Origin of the sequence: Alkalihalobacillus alcalophilus ATCC 27647 = CGMCC 1.3604 (assembly GCF_000292245.2) — a bacterium.
GTDB classification, from domain to species: Bacteria; Bacillota; Bacilli; order Bacillales; family Bacillaceae_D; genus Alkalihalobacillus; species Alkalihalobacillus alcalophilus.
The window spans coordinates 1-17,586 of sequence record NZ_ALPT02000081.1 but is presented as its reverse complement, the minus strand read 5'-3'; the positions used below and the strand labels follow the sequence as shown (position 1 = coordinate 17,586).

The 17,586-nt window shown below is 36.8% G+C and carries 17 protein-coding genes and 2 pseudogenes; 12 read left to right on the top strand and 7 right to left on the bottom strand.

The window, feature by feature from the left end; all coding sequences use genetic code 11:
• From BALCAV_RS21795 to BALCAV_RS17160, 3 genes are all read left to right on the top strand, one after another.
• A partial coding sequence (locus tag BALCAV_RS21795; RefSeq protein ID WP_152563063.1) for a zinc ribbon domain-containing protein occupies nucleotides 1-222 on the top strand: 222 nt, incomplete at its 5' end.
• Between the two features lie 280 nt (nucleotides 223-502).
• Nucleotides 503-1,195, top strand: a complete 693-nt coding sequence (locus tag BALCAV_RS17165) for an SDR family NAD(P)-dependent oxidoreductase (RefSeq protein WP_003322571.1) — start codon at nucleotides 503-505, stop codon at nucleotides 1,193-1,195.
• 205 nt (nucleotides 1,196-1,400) lie between these two features.
• Entirely contained in the window at nucleotides 1,401-1,820 is a 420-nt protein-coding gene (locus BALCAV_RS17160; protein ID WP_003322573.1) for a VOC family protein, read from the top strand.
• Between the two features lie 8 nt (nucleotides 1,821-1,828).
• Here BALCAV_RS17160 and BALCAV_RS22160 read toward each other — a convergent pair.
• The 3 genes and pseudogenes from BALCAV_RS22160 to BALCAV_RS17150 form a co-directional block, all read right to left on the bottom strand.
• A pseudogene (locus BALCAV_RS22160) lies at nucleotides 1,829-1,942 on the bottom strand (IS1595 family transposase); the annotation flags it as partial.
• The gene (locus BALCAV_RS23140) at nucleotides 1,924-2,049 is read right to left on the bottom strand and encodes a hypothetical protein (RefSeq protein ID WP_003322574.1); all 126 of its coding nucleotides are present in this window, start codon (nucleotides 2,047-2,049) and stop codon (nucleotides 1,924-1,926) included. The pseudogene BALCAV_RS22160 and the gene BALCAV_RS23140, both read right to left, overlap by 19 nt.
• Before the next feature lie 414 nt (nucleotides 2,050-2,463).
• Nucleotides 2,464-2,757 carry an antibiotic biosynthesis monooxygenase family protein gene (locus tag BALCAV_RS17150; protein ID WP_003323440.1) on the bottom strand — a complete coding sequence of 98 codons (294 nt, stop codon included), beginning with the start codon at nucleotides 2,755-2,757 and terminating at the stop codon, nucleotides 2,464-2,466.
• A gap of 162 nt (nucleotides 2,758-2,919) precedes the next feature.
• On the opposite strand from BALCAV_RS17150, the gene BALCAV_RS17145 reads away from it, so the two are divergent.
• On the top strand, nucleotides 2,920-3,528 hold the full coding sequence (locus BALCAV_RS17145; RefSeq protein ID WP_003323439.1) for a DUF3298 and DUF4163 domain-containing protein: 609 nt from the start codon (nucleotides 2,920-2,922) through the stop codon (nucleotides 3,526-3,528).
• Nucleotides 3,529-3,636: 108 nt separating this feature from the next.
• On the opposite strand, the gene BALCAV_RS17140 is transcribed toward BALCAV_RS17145, so the two are convergent.
• Both BALCAV_RS17140 and BALCAV_RS17135 read right to left on the bottom strand, forming a co-directional pair.
• Entirely contained in the window at nucleotides 3,637-4,077 is a 441-nt protein-coding gene (locus BALCAV_RS17140) for a Dps family protein (protein WP_003323438.1), read from the bottom strand.
• A gap of 198 nt (nucleotides 4,078-4,275) precedes the next feature.
• Complete coding sequence (locus tag BALCAV_RS17135; protein ID WP_003324586.1) at nucleotides 4,276-4,968, bottom strand: B3/B4 domain-containing protein; 693 nt, start codon at nucleotides 4,966-4,968, stop codon at nucleotides 4,276-4,278.
• 114 nt (nucleotides 4,969-5,082) lie between these two features.
• Between BALCAV_RS17135 and queG the strand changes: the two are divergent.
• The 5 genes and pseudogenes from queG to BALCAV_RS17110 all read left to right on the top strand — a co-directional run bounded on the left by queG (nucleotide 5,083) and on the right by BALCAV_RS17110 (nucleotide 9,841).
• Nucleotides 5,083-6,250, top strand: a pseudogene (gene queG / locus BALCAV_RS17130) (tRNA epoxyqueuosine(34) reductase QueG).
• Between the two features lie 43 nt (nucleotides 6,251-6,293).
• Nucleotides 6,294-6,827: a methylated-DNA--[protein]-cysteine S-methyltransferase gene (locus tag BALCAV_RS17125; protein WP_003324588.1), complete on the top strand. Its 534-nt coding sequence runs from the start codon at nucleotides 6,294-6,296 to the stop codon at nucleotides 6,825-6,827.
• Nucleotides 6,828-7,024: 197 nt separating this feature from the next.
• On the top strand, nucleotides 7,025-7,927 hold the full coding sequence (locus BALCAV_RS22865; protein ID WP_235213135.1) for an amidase domain-containing protein: 903 nt from the start codon (nucleotides 7,025-7,027) through the stop codon (nucleotides 7,925-7,927).
• Nucleotides 7,928-8,111: 184 nt separating this feature from the next.
• The gene (gene trmL, locus BALCAV_RS17115) at nucleotides 8,112-8,585 is read left to right on the top strand and encodes a tRNA (uridine(34)/cytosine(34)/5-carboxymethylaminomethyluridine(34)-2'-O)-methyltransferase TrmL (RefSeq protein WP_003324591.1); all 474 of its coding nucleotides are present in this window, start codon (nucleotides 8,112-8,114) and stop codon (nucleotides 8,583-8,585) included.
• Nucleotides 8,586-9,286: 701 nt separating this feature from the next.
• On the top strand, nucleotides 9,287-9,841 hold the full coding sequence (locus tag BALCAV_RS17110) for a YufK family protein (RefSeq protein WP_003320786.1): 555 nt from the start codon (nucleotides 9,287-9,289) through the stop codon (nucleotides 9,839-9,841).
• Between the two features lie 471 nt (nucleotides 9,842-10,312).
• On the opposite strand, the gene BALCAV_RS17105 is transcribed toward BALCAV_RS17110, so the two are convergent.
• Nucleotides 10,313-12,184: a transglycosylase domain-containing protein gene (locus tag BALCAV_RS17105; RefSeq protein ID WP_003324519.1), complete on the bottom strand. Its 1,872-nt coding sequence runs from the start codon at nucleotides 12,182-12,184 to the stop codon at nucleotides 10,313-10,315.
• A gap of 212 nt (nucleotides 12,185-12,396) precedes the next feature.
• On the opposite strand from BALCAV_RS17105, the gene BALCAV_RS17100 reads away from it, so the two are divergent.
• The 3 genes from BALCAV_RS17100 (at nucleotide 12,397) to yhbH (ending at nucleotide 16,521) form a co-directional block, all read left to right on the top strand.
• Entirely contained in the window at nucleotides 12,397-14,292 is a 1,896-nt protein-coding gene (locus BALCAV_RS17100) for a PrkA family serine protein kinase (protein WP_003324518.1), read from the top strand.
• 191 nt (nucleotides 14,293-14,483) lie between these two features.
• Entirely contained in the window at nucleotides 14,484-15,017 is a 534-nt protein-coding gene (gene lepB, locus BALCAV_RS17095; protein WP_003324517.1) for a signal peptidase I, read from the top strand.
• A gap of 331 nt (nucleotides 15,018-15,348) precedes the next feature.
• A complete protein-coding gene (gene yhbH / locus BALCAV_RS17090) occupies nucleotides 15,349-16,521 on the top strand; it encodes a sporulation protein YhbH (RefSeq protein ID WP_003324516.1) in 1,173 nt (390 codons plus the stop codon).
• Nucleotides 16,522-16,928: 407 nt separating this feature from the next.
• Here yhbH and BALCAV_RS17085 read toward each other — a convergent pair.
• Nucleotides 16,929-17,586, bottom strand: a 658-nt coding sequence (locus BALCAV_RS17085) for an RNA-guided endonuclease TnpB family protein (RefSeq protein ID WP_040324160.1), incomplete at its 5' end; no start/stop codon positions are given.

Genomic DNA, 17,586 nt, shown 5'->3' with positions numbered 1-17,586 from the left:
AATTTAGAATACAAAGCAAAATGGTACGGGAAAACCATCGTGAAAATAAGCAGGTGGTATCCATCTAGTCAAATCTGTTCCGAATGTGGACATCAAGACGGCAAGAAATCTCTTGAAATAAGGGATTGGACGTGTCCTATTTGCGATAAACATCACGATCGAGATATCAATGCCAGCCAAAATATTCTAGCTGAAGGGTTAAGAACCTTCCACACGGCTTAAAACAACATCCAGAACCGTAGGAATCGACGGGGATAGCTTGGTCCATAAGAGAAACCTCTGTCGGCAAAGAAATCGGCTGGCAAGTACGCTCTGTTCCCAAGAATCTCCCACTTCAAGCGTTAGCTAAGTGGCGAGTAGTTCAATGTCAGTTAATCTACATTGAACTTTTATAAAAGGGAAGGAAAATTTTCAGAATAAAGAGAATATTATTATATAACAGGTGTGAGTTTGAGTATAGGTGTTCCTTGTTTTTGATTAATAAAAGAGATGGGGGATTAAAATGAATATTCTTGTGACTGGTTCAAACAGAGGGTTAGGCTTGGCTCTTGTTCAAAAAGGAGTTGAACGAGGTCATACGATGATTGCTGCTGTTCGTTCGCCTCATTCGAAATTGAGAGAATTAAAGGAATTAATTAATCAACATCCGGACCAGGTTCGGTTGTTATATTTGGATGTTACGAGTGAGAAGTCTTTAAATGAGGGAAAAAAAGAAGTTCAAAATTGGGGGATTCATTTAGATTCGATTGTTAATAGTGCAGGTATTTTTATTTCTAGAGAGAGTGAGCTTGAAAATTTGAACTTTGATGAGGCGATTGTTGCTTTTGAAGTTAATTCTATTGGACCAATGCGTGTTGTTAAGCACTTTTTCCCGTTATTATCAGGGAGAAATCGTTCATGCATAAATATTTCATCCGAGCAAGGTAGTATTTCTAATGCAAGTCGAGGTGACTATTTTTATGGCATGTCGAAAGCGGCCTTAAACATGTTTTCGGAAAAACTGAAAAAAGGATATCCTGATTTAAATGTGCTTTCCATTCATCCGGGCTCTATTCAGAAACCGTTTAGTGGCTACAGGGTGAATTCTGAAATAACTGATGTAGCTGATGAAATTTTAAATTGGATAGAAGGAACAAAACCTTTCGACACACACCATACGTATTATGATTATAAAGGCCAATCAATTATGTTTTAAATCTTGAAAACGACTGAAAAAAGTAAAGGGATTTATTTACTTTTTTACAGTATCATTAGCTATATATTTATTATTCAACTAACGGGCAGTTTACTTCAAAAAGAAGTAGTTTAAATAAATCAGAATAAGCAATAGAAGGTTAGAAGGAGAAATGTCCATAAAGAGAATTGAGTTTTTGTTGTAAAAAATTAGGGGGGCTTTAAATATGAGTGAAAAATTATTGAGGATTGGAACTACTTATATTCCAGTAACCAATGTAGAAATCTCATCTGATTGGTATGTAAATAAATTAGGTGCGGAGTTAAATTATAAAGATGAAGACAAAGCGATTTTAGATCTTGCTAATCAAAGTATTTTTTTAGTTAAATCAATTGAAAATCAAAGTTCTAATTTCATAGATATTTTTGGTCAAGAACGTTTTTCTTTAACTTTTGAAGTGAATGGATTAGATGCACTGGAAGCGGTTCGTAAGGGTTTTATTGAGAATGAGATAAGAGTTGGAGACATTGAAAATAGAGGACACTCTGGTAGAAATTTTGTTTTTTATGATTTAGATAATAATAAGTTTGATGTATGGAGTGAACTGAGTCCAATTTTCAAAGAAAAATATTTAATCTCACAATAATCAAAGACTATGCCTTTTTTAATATATCTCTCTTTGCCTAGGATAATGGTTTCATGTTTAAGGTTCTTAATGAGAGCGAAATTCTTGTAGTTTGTAGCTGTATTCATGCATAACAAAGAGGACAATCGACTTGTTCATTCATTTTACGAAGCATATTGTCTTTAGGTACCACAAGATCATAGAGTGCCATATATGGGCTAAGAGGGATGGAGTCTTGTCCTTTAATCATTTTAACATCACCTGTACAGAATTAGTACATGCATTATATACGAAAAAGAGAGAGGCTGGGACATAACTAGGCTTTAGAAAGTAAAAAATGGAGATTACCCTGTCCTCTAGCGGAGCATGATTTTCGGGAGCGGTGAATAGAGCTCAACACATGGCTATTCATTATCTCTCTAATAAAATGGATGAAAGCTGGTCAAATTTCACCGGCTTTTTTATGTCAAAGATGGGTTTTGCCCCAGCCTTCTCTAAAAAAACAAAAGGACTTTTTCAGGGGGTACAATAGTGAAACACGGGAGACCCCGCACCATGGCGAGAGGCTCCCGGCTCACCTGCTATTGCTGTGGGCATGCAGTTAGTGGAGTAGACACAATAAGACAAGTACTAACTACAAGTGTTTTTTAGAATGGCACCCTATTTACGAATGAATAATCGTAAAATGTTCAACCTCTGGAAAAGGCTCGTAATAATGGTGGAGTTTTTCTTTCCAGTTTAGATATTCTGGTGATTGTCTAAAGCCAATTGTATGATCTTTTAATCGTTCCCATTCGACTGTTAATAAATACTTTCCTTTTGTTTCTAGGCAGCGTTGCAGGCGGTGTGAAAGATAACCATTCATGCTCGAAATAATGGGGGCTGCTTCTGAAAAGCTTTGTTCAAAACTTTCCTCCTGTCCAGATTTAATAAATAAAAATACAGCTTCTACAATCATAATTTAACCTCCGATAGATTAGATTTTTCCAATCATACCACAGAAAGATAAGAAAATTTCGATTATTTTGGTGAATCCTTTGATTTGTACAATATGAGAGAGAAAGCTGCATACATATGAACAGTAGCCTATTTAGATTGTATAATGAAGGGGGAAATTCTGGTGAATACTTCCATTTTGCCGGTTGGAATTAAATCAAGACATATTGTCGAGCCAAGGATAGATATTTATTTTCCACAGATTACAGGTTTATCTAATCGAACGATTGAAAAAAATTTAAATGAACGAATTGAAACTCAAGTGTATCGGATGATTCGGAAGCAAGGTTATTTAGAAAACCCTCAAACTGAAATAACAGGTGGATTTGATTTGAAAAATAACCAACAAAATATTTTGAGCTTGACGAATAGTCATTACTCTTATTCAGGTGGAGCACATGGTCTGACAATGGTTCGCTCTTTAACGATGGATGTTGAGAGTGGGAAAGTATATGCATTAAAAGATTTATTTAAAAAGGGAGCCAAATATCAGGAACGAATTAATCATTTAATTCGAGAACAGATTAAGTCACGGGATATGGATTTGCTAAATGAATTTAAAGGCATTCATCCAAATCAATATTTTTATGTAGCTGATAAATCGCTCGTTATTTATTTTCAATTATATGAGCTCCAAGCTTATGTATATGGACTGACGTATTTTCCAATTTCGGTCTATGCACTTGAAGATATTATTGATGAGCAAGGTCCTTTAGGAAAAATGATTTATTAGTTTTATGGAAATGTGTCAGGAGGAGACAAGTGGGAATCCATCTCATCCAAAGCATTCAAAAAACGATAATCGGCTCTGTCCCCGATTATCGTTTTTTTAAATGTCATTTTATTTTAAAAATGAGCGTAACATCCAGTTATGTTTTTCTAATGATTGGTGGATTGCAAGTAACATGTCAGCACTTGTTTCGTCGCCTAATTCTTCAGCAGCTTCCATTCCTTCTTTTAATTCATCGATGAGGATATTAAAGTCCTCGACAATATCGGATACCATATCATCTGCTGTTAACTCTTTTTTTGCTTCTTTAACAGAGGCTGTTTCCAAGTACTCCTGCATCGTTGCGACCGGTTTTCCTTTTATCGCTAAGAGTCGTTCTGCTATCTCATCAATATGTGTAGCTGCTTCATTATATAATTCTTCAAATTTCTCGTGTAACGTGAAAAATTGAGGACCTTTAACATACCAATGGTAGTTATGCAATTTGATAAATAGAACACTCCAGTTTGCTACTTGTTTGTTTAAAATAGTTGATACTTTATCGTGACTCATTTAATCGTCCTCCTTAATTATAAAGCGAAGCCTGTTTGCCTAGAAGCGAGAAAAAATACAGGGCGGACTAAAAAGTCGCATTTTGACTTGATAGGACGCCCGATTTTTCTCGAGCTTCTAACGGGCGTAGCTAGATTAATTGTTCTCAATATACATGTTCCCTCAAATGAGAAATAATAAACCATAAACTCAAAAAAATTAAACGATCACACTATTCTTTGATGAGCTTAAAAGAGTGACAGTAGACGTACCACCATGGATTTGTTCAAACATCTTGGCACTTGCATGAAGAAGTTCTAATGATTCTTCTTCCGACATTTCGGAGCGTAAATAAAAGATTTGGATAGCGTTTGTTGTATCTACAGTTGTTTTCGTTTTTTTGGAGTCGACAATCGGACTGCCAAAAGCTCCAGCCTCATCTGAGCTTATTAATTTTCCACTCATTGATTGTTCACGTCCATTTAAGCCGAAATATTTGTCTGACTCTTTCCCTAAACGGATGACGATATTTCCTTCGATTTGCTCCAAATTATAAATCCCGATAGGAATTTCATATTTTAACGAGAAAAAGTTATTTATATCAACAGCTGAATGAACAGCTGATATAAATTCCCCTTTTTTGATGCGACGGAATAAAGCCTCTGATGAAGGACGATACTTTGATGGAGAAATACTTAGTTTTTTGAATGTTTCACGCCAGCTGATGATGCCAGGGAAGTCTGTGATAGGTTTATCTTCTAAATCGATTCTTAATGTTTCTTGAAAAAATTGTAGTCTTCCTTTTAACATTTGAGGTGAATCACTAATCACGATATGATGGTATGTAACCAAACCTATTTTGAAAGTAGGGATATGAGTAAAAAGTGTCGGATCGATTTTATAAGAAATCATTCGTAGCCTCCTTAGCGTTTTGTTCATATTCTACCATAAATTGTGTTAAGGACCATTTGGAAAGTTTGTTATACTTAATGTTTCGAGATTTTTTAGAAGTAAGGTGAAAATGAAATGATAAACGCCCAGTTAAAAAAAGAGCTGCTTGCATATAGTGTCAGTATCGGGATTGATAAAATTGGTTTTGCCTCAGCTGATCCCTTTACTACATTAAAAGAGCGACTTATTAAACAAAGGGAATTAGGCTATCAATCAGGATTTGAAGAGTCTGATATTGAGAAAAGAGTCGATCCATCGTTAACATTACCGAAAGCTCAAACAATTATTTCAATTGCTGTAGCATATCCATCTAAAATGAAAAATCCACCTAAGAGCACAAAAGAAGAAAGAAGAGGCATTTTCTGTCGGGCTTCATGGGGGGATGGACTATCATGACGTTCTAAGAGAGCGTTTAGGAAAAGTAGAGGAATTTATTAAAGCGAAAGTTCCAGATGCTAAAACGGTCTCAATGGTTGATACGGGAGTGCTCTCAGATCGAGCAGTAGCCGAACGAGCGGGGATTGGTTGGAGTGCTAAAAATTGTGCAATAATCACTCCTGAATTTGGAAGCTATGTTTACTTAGGAAATATTATTACAACGGTTGCGATTGAACCTGATACCCCGATTACTGACCAATGTGGGAGCTGTACGAAGTGTATTGATGCATGTCCAACCGGAGCACTTATACAAGGTGGACAATTGGATTCACAAAAATGTGTCGCATTTCTTACACAAACAAAAGGATTTATTGCGGATGAGTACCGGAAAAAGATCGGAAATCGCCTCTATGGTTGTGATACATGTCAGCAAGTTTGTCCTAAAAATAAGGGGATTGATGAACACCGTCATCCCGAACTTGAACCTGACCCGGAAATAGCGAAACCGAAATTAATCCCATTATTAACAATGAGCAATAGAGAATTTAAAGAAAAGTTTGGCCATGTGTCGGGAGCGTGGAGAGGGAAAAAACCGATACAAAGAAATGCGATTTTAGCTTTAGGACATTTTAAAGATAAAAACGCTTTGCCAGTGTTAAAAAAATTGTTGAAAGAAGATCCGAGGCCTGTTATTCGAGGCACAGCTGCTTGGGCTATAGGGAAGATCGGTCATGTAGAAGGAGAGATTTGGCTTAAAACAGCCAAAGAGAAGGAAAAAGATGAACAGGTGTTAGTAGAAATAGAAAAAGGGCTGAATTTGCTTGAAAATACGAATTTTACTGATGGAAATCAAATGAATGTTTGAGGTAAAATCAGTAGGAACAAACGAGTAGGAAAGAAGGGATATTATGACGACGCAAAACTGCATATTTCAAGATGAAATGAATAGTCCTATCGGTCCACTAACGATTTTAGCAACAGATAAAGGCGTGTGTCATATCCATTTTGGTAGTTTTGACAAAAGCACAGCATCATTAAATGCACGATTAAAAAAGCTTGGCTTAAAAGGTGAATATGTCTCGTGTAATGATACATTAACGGAAGTAAAAAAGCAGTTAAATGAATATTTTAATGGGGAAAGAAAATATTTTGATGTAGCGATTGATTTACATGGTACCGCTTTTCAACAAAAGGTTTGGAATGCCTTAATGAAGATTGAATATGGAGAGACTAGTTCTTATAAAGCGGTTGCTGAAATGATTGGATCTCCAAAAGCAGTTCGAGCCATTGGAGGAGCCAATAATCAAAATCCACTTCCAATTATTATTCCTTGCCACCGAGTGATTGGTAGTAATGGAAATATGGTTGGTTATGGTGGCGGTCTTGATAAAAAAGAGCACTTACTTATGCTTGAAGGCTCATTAGCGAAGTTATCTTCATAAATAAACAAGTTGGGGACCTCTTTATGTAGAGGTTCTTTTTTTTGGTGAAAAACACTCTGTTCATGATTTGAGACTTTAGCTCATAAGGTTTTAAAAAGTGAGGTGATACGGTTGCTTGAACAAAAATTAAAAAATTAATTGATGATCGTAATCGTGGTTTTCTTCAAAAGGAAGACTTTTTTATTGTACCTGGGGAATTGGATTTATTAGAAAGAAAGAGAGAATCAAACGAGAGGCGTGGGGTTGAACTTGTTCGTTCTCATGTAAAAGGGAAGATTCTCTCAAAGAATAAGCTTGATTTACAAACCCATTTTTTCTATGCTTCTCATTATGAGCAGCTCTATAAACAAAGAGGGAAGCTTTATTTAGAGGAGAAGGTAGAATATCGGAAGGCGATTTTTGAAAAAAAGCAATTAGTTGATGACCGTGAATTCATACCTCCTTATCATCAGGAGAAACGTCAAGCGACTCGAGGTGGAGAGGAGAAACCTTTAACTAATGTAGATTTATTGCAAAAGAGAGCGCTTCCCTTTTTATCTGAGCATCAACCTTTACCACTAATGAGACAAAAGGAAGATGAACAAAAACGGCAGCACTTCAAAAAAGATGAGCGGGCTCCTTTTAATCGAATGGAGGCAGTTCGATACGCAGAACTTTGGTGGAATGATTATAATCCGGAATATCGAAAATTCACCGATAACTGTACGAATTTTATTTCTCAATGTATGAGGGCGGGCGGTGCCCCAATGAGAGGGTATCCTAATCGTTCAAATGGTTGGTGGTATCAAAATAATAATTGGAGCTTTAGTTGGTCAGTGGCACATTCATTTAGATGGTACTTAAGTGGATCGACGGTGGGACTTCGGGGACAGGAAAAGTCTAGTGCCCGTGAGTTAATTCCTGGTGATGTTATTTGTTATGATTTTGATGGTGATGGTGTCTGGCAACATAATACGATCGTTGTAGCGAAGGACTTTAATGGGGAACCTCTTGTCAATGCCCAAACGACTAATAGTCGAATGCGCTACTGGGCTTACGAAGATTCAACCGCATGGACTCCAGAAATTAAATACAAATTTTTTCATATATTGGATGATTAAAGGCTTAATTTTTTGAAGTGGGGAAGGAGTGAGTGACATTGGATTATTAGGCGACGGGGGAGAAGATAAAAGATTTCTGTCGCCTCCAATTCAATTTGAAAAAGCATCTGTTTAGTTGAAACTCATTTGCTATAATAGGTATAATGAGTTTTATTTAGTTCATGTAAGAAGAGGAGTGCTTAATTTGGGTTTACATGTTGTTCTTTATCAGCCAGAAATTCCAGCAAATACAGGAAATATTGCACGTACTTGTGTCGGAACAAATACGACACTGCATTTAATTAGGCCATTAGGCTTTTCGACAGAAGATAAGATGTTAAAAAGGGCTGGCTGTGATTATTGGCCAGATGTCAAAATTAATTATTACGATTCATTAGATGAATTGTTTACTACATATTCACAGGGAGAGTTTTATTTTATTGAGACATTTGGAACAAAAAATTATAGTGAATTTGATTATACGGATGAACAAAAAGATCATTTCTTTATTTTTGGTCGTGAAACAACGGGGATTCCACGTGAAATTATTGAGCAGCATAAAGATAGATGCTTCAGAATTCCTCAGACGGATAAAATTCGCTCTTTAAACTTGTCGAATACAGCAGCAATTATCATATACGAAGCGATTCGCCAGCAAGGGTTTAAAGGTCTGTCCTAATATAAGGAAATAGTTAAAGCTTTTCTTAAATGAAAGAGGCTTTGAAAAAAACTCCTCTGATACGTAAAGCAGGTTATATTTATTGGAATTGCAGTGAATAGTGTTCTACTCACCGTTCCCGAAAATCATGCTCCGCGTCCTGTGGGGTGGCGCCGAACTAACTAGTTTCACTAGTGGATTTCGGCCTTGCCACTAGCTCCCACGGGAGTCTCCGCATGTTTTCGTCCACTAAGATAGAGGGTTTATCCTTTGATACTTCTGAACCCTTCCATTCTTATTTGAATATAAAATAAGGAATTTACAATAAAAAAAGTTAGATGACCATCATTTTAGTCATCCAACTCTTTTTTAGGTAGTTTTGTCCCTACCTTTTTCTTTTGTTACTTCTTGTGTGGGTTGTCTTCATAACCGGCTGTAAAGATAGCAATTAGAAAAACAACACTGACACCAAGGATTAAAAGTGTATTCATGATAAATATGCCTCCCTTTATGTACAGGTTCCATTCAAATCGTATAAAGTATTCAGTGAAACTTTATCGAATTTATTGAGCACACTGGAAAAGTTAACTATGACTATTATAAAGGATTAAGAAAGAAAAAGAAATGGATTATCAAGCTTAATTTTGACAAAATCATTATCATTATCGTTTCCAAAAACAATGTACATTATGTAAAGAGAAATAGATTAGGGGGACATAAGAGTGTCCAATCGTTATATTACGAGTCATTTTCCTTTAATTTCAATTATGCTCTTTAGCTTGTCGTTTGCTTTATATGTGCAAGGATTTATTTTAGAGCAATTAGTCGATTATGGCTTATATGACGGCATGAGAGAATTCTTTTCAGAAAATGGGATTAAATTAACATTATTATTTTTACTAGTATTAATTTTCTTTATGGTTTTTTCCGCTTTAAAATTAATTGCGGATACCGTTTTTCAATTATCGATGCTTTTTTTCTCAAAGGATGAAGAGGGAAAGGAGCTTATAAAAGTTCGGACGGGTTCGTGGATATTTTTACTTTGTGGAATTATTTCGTTGTTTTTAGCTTATTCTTGGTTATGGCTACTCATACTATTTATCCTCGCTTGTTTTATTTATTTTACTTATTTTGTTTATAAAGTAAGTGATTCGATTTCCTTTATTGGAATGTGTGGGATGGTCTTTTTCCATGTTATTTTTTGGACTGGTTTTTTACTGTTGATTTTATATGCGGCAATCAAGCTTTATAATAGCTTTATTGCAAGCTTGCCTTAATAAAGAAGGCTAAAAGACACTCTGGTGATACTCCAAAATGGGGTAAACTGTTTTTTTTATTGGAGGTTGGGACAAAACCTTTCTCTGATATGAAAAAGCCGGTGAAATTTCACCGGCTTTCATTAATTTTATTAGAGAGATAATGAGTAGCCATGTGTTGAGCTCTATTCACCGCTCCCGAAAATCATGCTCCGCGTCCTGTGGGGTGGCACCGAACTAACTAGCTTCGCTAGTGGATTTCGGTTCTGCCACTACTTCCCACGGGAGTCTCCGCATGTTTCCGTCCGCTAGGGTACAGGGTAATCTCTGTATTTATACTTGTAGGTAATAGAGTGAAGTGACAAGGCTTATAACGGAGAAACATGGAACCGGTAAATAACCCAAATATGTCATTTGACTCATTTTCTACTTTCTTTAGTCAGTTATGTCTCAGCCTCTATTTCATTTGCTAAGTTGAACGCCTTGTTTCAGCTATGGTTGGACGATATCTTTCCAAATCGAGATTTGAGGTTGGCGTGAATTGACATTTAATAAACTTGCTCCAATATCTTTGCCGATCCAAACACCCGCTGTATAGTCTTCTGTTAAGCCTACAAACCAGAGATCATAATAATTGTTCGTTGTTCCTGTTTTGCCTCCAATATAAGAGGTGGAGAAAGCGGCTCTCTGTCCTGTTCCACTCGTGATGACGGCTGCAAGCAGGGCGCGCATTTTTTCATTTGTTTCCTCACTCCAAACATTAGTTTCACGTTTTTCCCATTCATACAAGCGATTACCCTCTAAGTCTGTCACAAATTCGATTGCACGGGCAGGGGTGTAGCTCCCTTTTTTAGCAAAACTTGAATAAGCTCGAGTCATCTCTAAAGGGGAAAAGCCATAAGTGAGGCCACCAATAGCTGAAGCGAGTTGGTAGTCCTGCTCAACAACTTTTTCAAATGAAAAAGGTTCTAAATAAGAAAAGGCTGTGTTTATACCGATTTGATCCATTAATCTTATCACTGGAGTGTTATAGGAATGTTGAAAGGCTTGAGTGAGCGTTACATGTCCATACTCACCACCACCATAGTTTTTAGGACAATAATCTCTTCCATTTTGAACATAACAAACATTGTTTGCATTGACTGTTGTTGCAAGTGAAGCCCCTGACTCTTCTAAATAAGGAGCGAATACGAGTAAAGGTTTCAAGGCTGAACCAGGCTGTCTAAAGCTTTGAAAGCCACGGTGGAAATCAAATTTTTGATAATTCCTCCCTCCTGTGATGGCAAGGATCGTATCATTTTGATGGTCAATGACAGTAGCAGCCCCTTGAATATCAGTTTGTCCGAGATGAGTCTCAAATGCTTGGATTGCTTTATGTTGAATATTGGAATCGAGAGCGGTTTTGATCTGAATACCTTGGTTCATGACTTCATTAACCCGTTCGTTTAATTGAGCGGATATTTCTTGACGCCCCTCCTCTGTTTCTGCTTTTTCCATTTGTGTTAAATACCCTTCATTAGTCGCAATCAAATCAGTAAATTCATCGAGGACAAAGGTAACATAATCAGGAAATAAATCGATGCGTTCTTTAACATTTAAAACAATTTCTTCTTGTTTTGCTTTCTCTAATTGCTTAGCGTCAACCGCTCCATATTCCGCCATTTTTTCTAGGACCCAATCTTTTCTTAAATGAGTTCTATCACTATGGTTGAGCGGATTATAATACGATGGATTGTTTGGTACGGCAGTTAAAAAAGCAACCTCAGCCAATGATAATTGGTCGCTTGATTTACTGAAATAAAATTGACTCGCAGACTCAATTCCGTAGACTCGGTTGTGAAAAAAGATTGTATTTAAATAAAGTTCAATAATTTCTTCTTTTGTATATTTTTTTTCCATTTTAGATGCATAGAGGACTTCTGTAAATTTCCGTTCATAACTTACATCGTGAGATAAATATAAGTTGCGTACGAGCTGTTGCGTAATCGTACTAGCTCCTTCCTCAATGTCATTATTTTTAAAATTAACGCTAACGGCTCGAAAGATCGAGGGCAAATCATAGCCTTGGTGTTCAAAAAAACGGTGATCCTCTGTCGCAATAAAAGCGTCAATAAAAGTTTGAGGAATGGCCTCATAAGGTAAATATATTCGGTTTTCATCCGAATATATTTCAGAGATAATTTGAGAATGTTGTTCTAATATATAACTGTTTTGAGTTAATTCAATGTCTGTTAAGTTGACTCTTTCATTAATGACGGTTTCTAATGACTTCGCTGCTAATAATTCTGATGCTGTTTCTGTTAATAAAAATAAAAGTCCTGCTAGCATAAGGAAAGTCATAAACCAGCCAGTCCCCATCTTCATTCTAAAAGTCCTCTCTTCATTCTTTTTAACTATTGTAGCATGACTGATTTAGCGGGTATGTAGTTCTTTTTCTGAAACTTTTTAAAGGAATTTAAAAATAGTTGTCATAAAAAATTAGGACATTGCTTTTTGAAAAGGGATGCATGTTCATGTTCAGCATTGCATAAGTTTTATTAATCTCGCACTTGACCACGAGGATGGAGGTACGTGAAATGGAGATATTAAAAAAAATTGAAAAATACCGAGAAGAAGAAGAGCGTTTGAAGTGGGAAGGGACATTTGCTGATTATTTGCAATTGCTTAAGGAAAAGCCATGGGTGGCTCAAACTGCACATTCACGTGTCTATCACATGATAAAGGATGCTGGCGTAGAAGAGGTTGATGGGAATAAGGAATATTTGTTTTTTAAAGATCAGATTTATGGGTTAGAAGAATCCATTGAACGTTTAGTGGAGGAGTATTTCCACTCTGCTGCTAAACGATTGGACGTCAGAAAGCGGATTTTATTATTAATGGGACCCGTCAGTGGAGGGAAATCGACTCTTGTCACGATGTTAAAAAGGGGATTAGAAAAATATTCTAGAACGGAAGGTGGAGCGGTTTTTGCGATTAAAGGTTGTCCGATGCATGAAGACCCACTTCATCTTGTTCCACAGCATTTAAGGAAGGATTTTCAAGAGGAATACGGCATTAAAATTGAAGGGAATTTGTCTCCATTAAATATGATGAGGTTGGAAGAGGAGTACGGGGGACGAATTGAAGATGTTATGGTTGAGCGAATCTTTTTCTCTGAAGATAAACGAACAGGTATTGGTACGTTTAGTCCATCTGATCCAAAGTCTCAAGACATTGCCGATTTAACAGGTAGTATTGACTTTTCAACGATTGCTGAATATGGATCTGAATCCGACCCACGTGCATACAGGTTTGACGGGGAGCTGAATAAAGCGAACCGAGGGATGATGGAATTTCAAGAGATGTTAAAATGTGATGAAAAATTCTTATGGCACTTGCTTTCATTAACACAGGAAGGTAATTTCAAAGCAGGACGATTTGCTTTAATTAGTGCGGATGAGTTAATTGTGGCTCATACGAATGAATCGGAGTATAAGTCATTTATTTCAAATAAAAAAAATGAAGCCCTACACTCGCGTATTATTGTGATGAAGGTTCCTTATAATCTTCGGGTTACAGAGGAAGAACGAATTTATAAAAAAATGATTGAAGATAGTGATCTATCACATGTTCATATTGCTCCACATGCGTTAAGGGTGGCAGCGATTTTTACGATATTAACGAGATTGAAAGAGCCTAAAAAGCAAGGTATTGATTTAGTAAAGAAGATGAGATTATATGATGGTGAAAATGTAGAAGGCTTTAACCTTCAAGACTTACAGGAATTAAAGGAGGAGTATCCTGATGAAGGAATGAGTGGAATTGACCCTCGTTATGTCATTAATCGGATTTCTTCTGCTATTATTCGGAAGCAATTAACATCGATAAATGCTTTAGATGTGCTTCGTTCTATTAAAGAAGGACTTGACCAACACGCCTCGATTACAAAAGAGGACCGTGAGCGCTATCGTGATTTTATCTCGACGGCAAGAAAAGAATATGATGCCCTTGCGAAAAGTGAAGTGCAAAAAGCGTTTGTCTATTCTTATGATGAATCCGCTGTGACCTTAATGGATAACTACTTAGACAATGTCGAGGCGTATTGTAATAAAAATAAATTACGCGACCCATTAACTGGGGAAGAAATGACACCAGATGAGAAGTTGATGCGTTCGATTGAAGAACAAATTGGTATTTCAGAAAATGCGAAAAAGGCATTCCGTGAAGAGATATTGATTCGAATTTCTGCCTATGCAAGAAAAGGGAAAAAGTTTGATTATAACTCTCATGAGCGTCTACGTGAAGCGATCCAGAAAAAGCTATTCGCTGATTTAAAAGATATTGTCAAAATTACAACTTCAACGAAAACACCTGACGAATCACAGTTGAAGAAAATTAATGAGGTCATTGCACGCTTGATTGATGAGCATGGTTATAATTCAGTTTCAGCTAATGAATTATTACGTTATGTCGGAAGTTTGCTTAATCGCTAAAAGGTAATGTGAGGAAATAACCTTCATTTGAACATCTCGTTCAGAGGGAGGTTATTTTCGTTCAAGAAACTAATCTTAGATTAAGGTTTCAACCTAATAGAAAAATATGAAGTTCATAAGGTCTATTTGTCTTGTTCAATTGCATTCGAAATGTTAAATTATAGAAGAAGGTTAAAGTAAAGGAGAACGAGATGTATTCCGAACAAGACCATTGGATTGAAGGTTTAAAAGCGATTTTATTAGCGTTATTATTGGCCATTATTATCCGTACTTTTTTATTTGCTAGTTATGAAGTGAGTGGAGAATCAATGATGCCTACTGCCTATGATGGAGAGCGTTTTATAGTAAATAAAGTAGGCTATGAATTTTTAAAGCCAAAACGATTCGATATGATTGTTTTCCATGCAAACGAAGAGGATGATTATATTAAGCGAGTGATTGGCTTACCTGGTGAGACGATTATGTATTTAGATGATGTTTTATATATTGATGGTTTGCCAGTAGAGGAGCCGTTTTTAGAGGACAGAAAAAAAGAATATGGTCCATACTATACTCAAGATTTTTATTATTATGGTGTAATTCCTGACAATCATGTTTTTGTCTTAGGGGATAATCGACCGAATAGTACAGATAGTCGGCGCCTCGGTCCGATAAATCAGGATGAAATTGTGGGGAAAGTCGATTTGCGTTTTTGGCCTATAACTGAAGTAGGGATTATGAAATGATTATTTGAAGATATGTGTTAGGAACCCAATGTAGCTTTACTAAATTGGGTTTTTTGTGATTTTGAAAATAGGAAACATGAAGGCGAAAAGAGGAATTAGTGAATAATTGGCTTGTCCAATAGCGATTTATCAGAATTTATTGGCAACTAAACTTCTTGTTTGCATAGGATAGAGTAAGCCTTTTAAAAAGGTCACTTTTATCCAGTCTTAATGAATTCGAGATAGTATATGCTGATGTTGAAAAATGTGTGAAAAAGAAAGTTTAACAACATGTGAATGATTGATTTGGGAGATTTTATATAGCAGCAAAAATAAATGGGAGGGAAACATATTGAAAAAAGGGAATAACCACAATTTTGTCGTGTCTCAGGAGAACTGGACCCTCCATCGTAAAGGCTATCAAGATCAACGTAGACACCAAGAGAAGGTTCAGGAAGCCATTCAGAAAAACTTACCAGACCTTGTCAGTGAAGAAAATATCGTTATGTCCAATGGAAAAGATGTCATTCGCATTCCGATTCGGTCACTAGATGAATATAAAATTCGCTATAATTATGATAAGAATAAACATGTCGGGCAAGGAAATGGTAAAAGCAAAGTCGGCGATGTTGTGGCACGTGATCCGAACGGTCAAGCACAAAAAGGGCCGGGGAAAGGTCAAGGTGCCGGTGATCAAGCAGGTGAAGACTATTTTGAAGCGGAAGTATCAATTATGGAATTACAAGAAATGTTATTTAAAGAACTTGAGCTTCCAAATTTGCAAAAGAAAGAAGATGCCGATTTTGTTGTGGAAGACGTCGCTTTTCATGACATTCGCAAAAAGGGGTTAATGGGCAACATTGATAAAAGAAGAACTATTCTCTCAGCGATTAAACGGAATTCATTAGAAGGACGACCAGGTATTGTTCCTATTAATAATGACGACCTGCGTTTCAAAACATGGACTGAGGTGACACGACCAGAATCAAAAGCCGTCGTACTTGCAATGATGGATACAAGTGGTTCAATGGGACGTTGGGAAAAGTATATGGCGAGAAGTTTTTTCTTCTGGATGACTCGCTTTCTACGTTCGAAATACGAAACAGTTGATATTGAATTTATCGCCCATCATACCGAAGCGAAAATTGTTACAGAGGAAGACTTTTTCTCAAAAGGAGAAAGTGGTGGGACGATTTGTTCGTCAGCTTACCGAAAAGCATTAGAGGTCATTGATGAAAAATATGATCCGACACGTTATAATATTTATCCTTTTCATTTCTCTGATGGTGATAATTTAACATCTGATAATGCTCGCTGCTTAAAGCTTGTGAATCAGCTGATGGATGTTTCTAGTATGTTTGGCTATGGAGAAGTCAACCAATACTCGCGTCATTCAACCTTGATGAGCTCTTATCGTAGTATCGACGACAAACGTTTCCGCCATCACATTCTTAAGGAAAAAGGCGATGTGTATCATGCGATGAAGACGTTTTTTAAGAAGGAAGATCGAGGATCGTTTGTTTAATTAAAAGTAAAAGACTAGATCGATGAGAAGCAGGAGTTTCTCATCGATTTTTTACGTTGAAAAGTTAAGCGCTTAGAGTGGAAATATATTGGGATTAGTAATGAAACTAGTGCTGTGCCGGGATTAGGGTGCGAAAAAGGTGGAATAGGTAATGAAACTAGTGCTGTGCCGGGATTAGGGTGCGAAAAAATGATCATAGGTAATGAAACGTGCGATTTACCGAAATTACGGTGCGAATCTCTAATAGTTTATAACAGCATTTAAATTGAACTACTCGCCACTTAGCTAACGCTTGAAGTGGGAGATTCTTGGGAACAGAGCGTACTTGCCAGCGGTTTTCTTTGCCAACAGAGGTTTCTCTTATGGACCAAGCTATCCCCGTCGATTCCTACGGTTCTGTATGTTGTTTAAGCCAAGTGGAAGGTTCTTACCCCTTCGGCTAGAATATTTTGGCTGGCATTGATATCTCGATCGTGATGTTTATCGCAAATAGAACACGTCCAGTCCCTTATTTCAAGAGATTTCTTGCCCTCTTGATGTCCACATTCAGAACAGATTTGACTAGATGGATACCACCTGCTTATTTTCACAATGGTTTTCCCATACCATTTTGCTTTGTATTCTAATTTCGATACAAAGGCAGACCAGGATACATCCGAGATGGATTTGGCTAATTTATGATTACGCAACATTCCTTTGGTGTTCAAATCTTCGATACAGATCACATCGTGGTTTTTGATGATGTCTGTACTTAACTTGTGAAGGAAATCGTCTCGTTGGTTCCTGACTCTTTCGTGCAATCTAGCCACTTTGCGTTTTTGCTTCTGATAGTTTTGGGCATCAAATAGATGAATCCCCTTATTTTTAGCATGTAACGCACGTCTTGAAAGTTTTCGCTGTTCACGTTTTAGTCTCTTTTCCATTTTGCATGTGAACTTATTGTTGTCAATCTTACGACCATCAGAAAGAACCGCAAAGTCCGTGATGCCTAAATCTACACCGATAGATGAATCCGTTTTTTTCAAGGGCTGTACGTCTGTTTCGACTAGAATGGATACAAAGAAC

Coding starts and splice junctions, on each gene's coding strand:
- BALCAV_RS17165 (WP_003322571.1), top strand. CDS start 503: ATGAATATTCTTGTGACTGGTTCAAACAGAGGGTTAGGCTTGGCTCTT.
- BALCAV_RS17160 (WP_003322573.1), top strand. CDS start 1,401: ATGAGTGAAAAATTATTGAGGATTGGAACTACTTATATTCCAGTAACC.
- BALCAV_RS23140 (WP_003322574.1), bottom strand. CDS start 2,049: ATGATTAAAGGACAAGACTCCATCCCTCTTAGCCCATATATGGCACTC.
- BALCAV_RS17150 (WP_003323440.1), bottom strand. CDS start 2,757: ATGATTGTAGAAGCTGTATTTTTATTTATTAAATCTGGACAGGAGGAA.
- BALCAV_RS17140 (WP_003323438.1), bottom strand. CDS start 4,077: ATGAGTCACGATAAAGTATCAACTATTTTAAACAAACAAGTAGCAAAC.
- BALCAV_RS17135 (WP_003324586.1), bottom strand. CDS start 4,968: ATGATTTCTTATAAAATCGATCCGACACTTTTTACTCATATCCCTACT.
- BALCAV_RS17125 (WP_003324588.1), top strand. CDS start 6,294: ATGACGACGCAAAACTGCATATTTCAAGATGAAATGAATAGTCCTATC.
- BALCAV_RS17105 (WP_003324519.1), bottom strand. CDS start 12,184: ATGAAGATGGGGACTGGCTGGTTTATGACTTTCCTTATGCTAGCAGGA.
- BALCAV_RS17100 (WP_003324518.1), top strand. CDS start 12,397: ATGGAGATATTAAAAAAAATTGAAAAATACCGAGAAGAAGAAGAGCGT.
- lepB (WP_003324517.1), top strand. CDS start 14,484: ATGTATTCCGAACAAGACCATTGGATTGAAGGTTTAAAAGCGATTTTA.